A 5,443-nucleotide genomic window follows, 5' to 3' on the forward strand; every position below is an offset into this window, starting at 1 on the left:
TGTCTTAACCCTTGTGGTAAAGGTACACAGCTAACTTCGTTTAAAAAGTCTAATTCTTCTTGTTTTTTCCAATCGGTCAACATTGAAGAAGTTTGAGCGTAGCCTACTCTTTCTTGCTTTTCGTACCAAGCTTGTGTTCTGAGATGGAGAGCTTTATTGTAAACTAATCTTACACATCCCAAAGTGCGCCGCAATAGCGACTCTTGTTCTGGTGTGGGGTAAAATCGGTAGCGATAGCTTTTCCATATCTCGCATTCTAGCATATATCGTGTAAATGCGCTAATATTTAACGGTAAAGCCGTCGTAGAACGACGGGGTTTCAGACCCAAATTTTCGATGAACTGTCCCACCCCTATAGCCTCTTGAATGGCTATCTCTTGGTGTGAATTGGTTTTTAACTTAAACTCTATGACTCGCATTGACTCGACCTCTCAATGTGTTATGCTTATAATCTAGCAACTCATCGTACAAGGTGTCAAGGCGATGTCAGCTTTTCATCTCCGAGGTAAAACCGAGGGTTCCTTCAAGCTGACATTTTAGGTAAAAAGTTTTTTTGTAGAAAGCTAAGGGGATCAGATAACTATGAGCCAGATCACAAACACGGATAAGAGTCTTGAGGCGATGAAAAAGTTTGCCGAACAGTACGCTAAAGGTACAAATACTTACTTCTGTAGCGATCTCTCGGTGACAGCCGTAGTAATTGAGGGATTAGCGCGTCATAAGGACGAATTAGGCGCTCCTTTATGTCCCTGTCGTCACTACGAAGACAAAGAAGCGGAGGTAAAAAATACTTTCTGGAATTGTCCCTGTGTACCGATGCGGGAACGGAAAGAATGTCACTGTATGCTATTTATTACCCCCGATAACGAGTTTGCTGGGGAAGAACAGATAATTTCCCTCGACTATATCCAAGAAGTCCGCGAATCGATGAAGGGGCATTAGTTTAGGGTAATGACAGCCACCGCTTTTGGCCAAGGAATCGACGAATTTAATCGCCAGCAATTCTATGCTTGTCATGATACCCTGGAGGCTTTGTGGATGGAGTCCACAGAGCCTGAAAAAACCTTTTATCAAGGCATTTTGCAGATTGCTGTCGCTTGTTACCATCTGGAAAATAATAACTGGCGCGGGGCGGTAATTCTTTTGGGAGAAGGGGTTAGACGTTTGCAACACTATCAACCCGATTACGAGGGGATCAACGTGACGCACTTGGTGGGGGAGAGTTTGGATCTATTAAACTTTTTACAGAATCTCGATCCCCAAGCTTTACCGGCAGTGCTAGAAGCGATGAAAAGCAATCAGGAACATCCTCATCCCCACCTCGATCGATCTATCTGTTCTCTGCCGAAAATCCTCAAAAGTCATCCCGTTCTCTAAAAAGCTAGATTAGTTAGTCAATACAATTACGTCTATAGGTGAGATTTCTATGAGAGCAAGATACGCAAAAATCAGAGGATGGCTAGTTGCCCTCGTTTCTGCTGGCTTAATCATGGGATTGGGCAATTCTCCCCTAGTCAAAGCACAGCAGAACATTGTACCAGGTAATGCCATGACAGTGCGATCGGATATTCAGGAGGCGAACTCAAAAACGGGGGTAATTACTGCTAGGGGTAACGTACAAGTGTTCTATCCCGCTCGCAAAATGCAGGCCACTTCCGCCCAAGCTCAGTATTTTAGCCGCGAACGTCGTTTAGTGATGACGGGTAACGTTTACGTTTTGCAGGAAGGCAACAGTATCCGCGCCGAAACGATGACTTATCTTGTCGATGAGGGCAGATTTATCGCTACTCCCCAAACCAGTCAGCAGGTGGAGTCAATTTATTTAGTCAAAGATAACGAAACTTCCCCCCAACCGGCTGCTTCTCCGACACCCGCACCCATACCTTCCCCTTCCCTCCCCGCTGCCCCAATTATTAACCCGCAGTGATAGTCAGGAGACAGGAGTCAGGAGTCAGGAGATTATTTTTAGTTATTCTTCCCACACCCTACACCCTACACCCCACACCCTACACCCTACACCCCACACCCCACACCCCACACCCTACACCCTACACCCCACCCCCCCACTTCCCCACTTCCCCAACACCCAACAGCCGATAAAGATGACTTTAGTATTAGAAAATATCCATAAATCCTACGGTAAAAGGCTCGTGGTTAACCGGGTGAGTATTACTGTTGCCCCGGGGGAAATTGTCGGGTTATTGGGGCCAAATGGTGCGGGAAAAACCACAACTTTTTATATCGCCACGGGATTAATTAAACCGAATCAAGGGCGCGTTTGGCTCGATCAAAAAGAAATTACCAAATTACCCCTTAATCAAAGGGCGCGTCTGGGTATTGGCTATCTGACGCAGCAGGCCAGTATTTTTCGTTATTTAACTGTATCAGAAAATATTCAGTTAGCCCTAGAACAGTCGGGGGTTCCCTTTTCCCAACGGGCAAATCGTCTCTATGATTTATTAAAAGAATTTCGCCTCGATAAGATTGTTCGCACTAAAGGAGCCTACGTTTCCGGAGGAGAAAGAAGAAGGACGGAATTAGCTCGCGCTTTAGCGGTGGGAGTCAACGGACCGAGATTTTTATTATTAGATGAACCTTTCGCCGGGGTGGATCCGATCGCCGTGTCCGAGATTCAAGCGATGATCGCCGGTTTAAGGGAGCGTCAGATGGGAATTTTAATTACCGATCACAATGTGCGAGAAACTTTGGCTATCACTAATCGGGCTTATATTATGCGCGAAGGGCAGATTTTAGCGGCGGGAAGTGGCGAAGAACTTTATAATAATCCTCTGGTGCGTCAGTATTATTTGGGTGATAATTTTTTCCGATAATTGTTATTAATAAAAATCGCTGCATCAGTTATATCATGAAAGTTGGCAATTGGCAAGGAAATTTAAGTAGAATACCCGGATTTAGCATCTTAGACCGCTATATTTTTGTCGAGTTATTATTGCCCTTTTTATTTGGTATGGGTTTATTCACTTCTTTGGGAGTGGCGATCGGTACTTTATTTGATTTAGTGCGACGGATTACTGAATCGGGTTTACCTTTTGCTTTGGCCTTAAAAATTCTCTTATTAAAAATGCCAGAGTTTATCGTTTTAGCCTTTCCCATGTCGATACTTTTAGCGGCTTTAATGGCCTACAGTCGTTTAGCCAGTGATAGCGAATTAATTGCTTTGAAAAGTATTGGAATTAGTGTTTATCGCCTAATAATTCCCGCCATTGTGCTAAGTTTAATAGTGACGGGATTAACCTACGTTTTTAATGATTATGTGGCTCCGGCTGCCAGTTATGAAGCTAATGCTACCATGACCAAAGCTCTGCGACCAAATCGCAAGTCTTTTATTGAAGATAATATTATTTATCCTGAATACGGCAAAGTGCGGCCACCGGATGGAGGGGAACCCCAAACGGTATTAAGAAGGTTATTTTATGCTGAAAGATTTAACGGTCAAGAAATGTTAGGTTTAACCATTCTCGATCGCACCCAACCGGAAGTTAATCAAATTATTACCTCAGAATCAGCTTCTTGGAATATTGAAAAAAATATCTGGGATTTTTATAACGGCACAATTTATCTAATTGATCCTAATGGTTCCTATCGTAATATTGTCCGCTTTCAACATCAACAATTAGCCCTACCGCGTACCCCGTTAGATTTAGCTTTTCGAGGCCGAGATGGTTCAGAAATGACCCTGAGACAAGCGCAGGAATACCTAAAAATACTGCAATTAAGCGGCAATCCTACCAAAATTAGAAAACTACAGGTTCAAATCGAGCAGAAAATATCTTTACCCTTTGTTTGTTTGGTTTTTGGGATGATTGGGGCAGCCTTGGGATTACGTCCCCAAAATTCTAATAAAGCCACCAGTTTCGGTATTTGTATTGTCCTAATTTTCTCCTATTATCTCCTATCTTTTGTCACCAGTTCCTTAGGCATTGGCGGAGTTTTAACCCCCTTGATGGCCGCTTGGTTGCCCAATATTTTAGGATTAACTGCTGGGGGAATTTTGTTAATTCAATCAGCTAAGTAATCGAGGGTTAGCGGTGGGAATAAAAATTGATAATCATCAAATTTCTAGGGCTAATTTGTATAAACGACTGCGGGATAAATTAGTAACCTGTGCTAATTGTCTGCTGGCTTGCGATCGATTAACTCCTCCTTCGATAATTTGTTTTAATTCCTGTTTTAATTCCTCGTCGGATAATTGGATATTATCGGCCTGATCGTTGCCCATAACTACGATTGTAAATTCCCCTTTAGGAGTTTTATTCTCCTGATATAAATTAATCGCCTCGGCGATAGTTCCTCGCCAAATTTCTTCGTAAAGCTTGGTTAATTCTCGACCTAAAACTATCTTTCTCGTTGATCCGAAAGTTTCGCGTAAATCCTCCAAAGTCTTAATAAGTTTGTGGGGTGCTTCATAAAAAACCATCGTTCTCGTTTCAGTTTTTAAACCCTCTAAGCGCTCTTGTTTCAGCTTTTCCTTACCCGGAAGAAATCCTTCAAAACAGAATCTTTCCGTGGGTAATCCCGACACCGCTAAAGCAGTAATTACCGCCGTTACTCCGGGGATGGGAACCACTTCGATCTGAGCTTCTATACAAGCTTTAATTAACTCATAACCCGGGTCAGAAATCCCCGGCATTCCCGCATCAGTAACCAAAGCGATATCCTGACCTTGGCTGAGAATATTTAATAACTGATCGAGACGGGAAAGGCGATTATGTTCATGGTAACTAATTTGAGGGGTCGGAATATCAAAATGCTGTAATAATTTGCCCGTGTGTCTGGTATCTTCGGCAGCAATTAGAGAGACTTTTTTGAGAGTTGCCAGGGCCCGCAAAGTCAGATCGTCTAAATTGCCGATCGGCGTTCCCACCACATATAATTTACCGAGATTATTCATAAATTGGCTAAAAATAGGCTATTTAGTCGTATTTTCAGTGATCAGTAAACAGTAAACAGTAGGCTGATAACTGAAGACTGATCGCTTTTCTCTGTTCAGGGATCACTCAAATAGGGTAAAGTAGGTCAAGGTATGCTAACCCTGTTATTGCATTAATCTAGTCTAAGGAGAACGTCTTAGTAATGTTAACCCTAAAAATCGCCGTTTATATCGTTGTTTCCTTCTTTGTCTTACTTTTTATCTTTGGCTTCCTTTCCGGCGATCCTACCCGTAACCCCGGACGCAAAGACTTTGAGTAGAAGACAATTAACAAACTGGTTCTAGGGTAGAGGCACAGGGAACAAGTTATTAAACTTTCCCTGTCTCCCTAGAAATAATGATCATGGTAGTATCATCGGAAATTTTGGGTCTGAAACCCCGCCGTTCTAGGTTGGCTTTACGTTAGAATTAAAAGGCCAGTCTCGAAAACCAAGTGGACGGCGCAGCACCTTGAAAACTCGGCTTAGGGGGTTCCGACCAGAAAAGCTTGGC

The 5,443-nt window shown here is 43.0% G+C and carries 9 protein-coding genes; 7 read left to right on the forward strand and 2 right to left on the reverse strand.

Features of this window, described 5'->3' with window-relative positions; all coding sequences use genetic code 11:
• Positions 1-419 (reverse strand): helix-turn-helix domain-containing protein (locus O9290_RS19865; RefSeq protein ID WP_288087416.1); only part of this gene is annotated, 419 nt, incomplete at its 3' end.
• Between the two features lie 163 nt (positions 420-582).
• Between O9290_RS19865 and O9290_RS19870 the strand changes: the two genes are divergently transcribed.
• Genes O9290_RS19870 through O9290_RS19895 form a run of 6 tightly spaced genes read left to right on the forward strand, consistent with a single transcriptional unit; the run spans position 583 to position 4,036 of the window.
• Positions 583-942: a ferredoxin thioredoxin reductase catalytic beta subunit gene (locus O9290_RS19870; RefSeq protein ID WP_061432731.1), complete on the forward strand. Its 360-nt coding sequence runs from the start codon at positions 583-585 to the stop codon at positions 940-942.
• Between the two features lie 9 nt (positions 943-951).
• Entirely contained in the window at positions 952-1,377 is a 426-nt protein-coding gene (locus O9290_RS19875) for a DUF309 domain-containing protein (RefSeq protein WP_147073110.1), read from the forward strand.
• 49 nt (positions 1,378-1,426) lie between these two features.
• Positions 1,427-1,927, forward strand: coding sequence for an LptA/OstA family protein (locus O9290_RS19880; RefSeq protein WP_288033272.1), 501 nt, complete (start codon positions 1,427-1,429; stop codon positions 1,925-1,927).
• Positions 1,924-2,100: a hypothetical protein gene (locus tag O9290_RS19885; protein WP_288087418.1), complete on the forward strand. Its 177-nt coding sequence runs from the start codon at positions 1,924-1,926 to the stop codon at positions 2,098-2,100. The genes O9290_RS19880 and O9290_RS19885 overlap by 4 nt, the downstream gene beginning before the upstream one ends.
• 2 nt (positions 2,101-2,102) lie before the next feature.
• A complete protein-coding gene (lptB, locus tag O9290_RS19890) occupies positions 2,103-2,831 on the forward strand; it encodes an LPS export ABC transporter ATP-binding protein (protein WP_061432734.1) in 729 nt (242 codons plus the stop codon).
• 35 nt (positions 2,832-2,866) lie between these two features.
• Complete coding sequence (locus O9290_RS19895) at positions 2,867-4,036, forward strand: LptF/LptG family permease (protein WP_288087420.1); 1,170 nt, start codon at positions 2,867-2,869, stop codon at positions 4,034-4,036.
• 36 nt (positions 4,037-4,072) lie between these two features.
• Here O9290_RS19895 and rsmI read toward each other — a convergent pair whose 3' ends face one another.
• Entirely contained in the window at positions 4,073-4,912 is an 840-nt protein-coding gene (gene rsmI, locus O9290_RS19900) for a 16S rRNA (cytidine(1402)-2'-O)-methyltransferase (RefSeq protein WP_288087422.1), read from the reverse strand.
• Positions 4,913-5,094: 182 nt separating this feature from the next.
• Here rsmI and O9290_RS19905 point away from each other — a divergent pair, with 182 nt between their 5' ends.
• The gene (locus tag O9290_RS19905; protein WP_002732356.1) at positions 5,095-5,211 is read left to right on the forward strand and encodes a photosystem II reaction center protein I; all 117 of its coding nucleotides are present in this window, start codon (positions 5,095-5,097) and stop codon (positions 5,209-5,211) included.
• The last annotated feature ends 232 nt before the right edge of the window (positions 5,212-5,443 follow it).

The sequence above is a fragment of the Microcystis sp. LE19-41.2A genome, assembly GCF_027530405.1.
GTDB classification, from domain to species: Bacteria; Cyanobacteriota; Cyanobacteriia; order Cyanobacteriales; family Microcystaceae; genus Microcystis; species Microcystis aeruginosa.

What these genes read in the sequence shown, in the direction of transcription:
- O9290_RS19905 (WP_002732356.1), top strand. Translation starts at nt 5,095, where the DNA reads ATGTTAACCCTAAAAATCGCCGTTTATATCGTTGTTTCCTTCTTTGTC.
- O9290_RS19895 (WP_288087420.1), top strand. Translation starts at nt 2,867, where the DNA reads ATGAAAGTTGGCAATTGGCAAGGAAATTTAAGTAGAATACCCGGATTT.
- O9290_RS19875 (WP_147073110.1), top strand. Translation starts at nt 952, where the DNA reads ATGACAGCCACCGCTTTTGGCCAAGGAATCGACGAATTTAATCGCCAG.
- O9290_RS19880 (WP_288033272.1), top strand. Translation starts at nt 1,427, where the DNA reads ATGAGAGCAAGATACGCAAAAATCAGAGGATGGCTAGTTGCCCTCGTT.
- rsmI (WP_288087422.1), bottom strand. Translation starts at nt 4,912, where the DNA reads ATGAATAATCTCGGTAAATTATATGTGGTGGGAACGCCGATCGGCAAT.
- O9290_RS19870 (WP_061432731.1), top strand. Translation starts at nt 583, where the DNA reads ATGAGCCAGATCACAAACACGGATAAGAGTCTTGAGGCGATGAAAAAG.
- lptB (WP_061432734.1), top strand. Translation starts at nt 2,103, where the DNA reads ATGACTTTAGTATTAGAAAATATCCATAAATCCTACGGTAAAAGGCTC.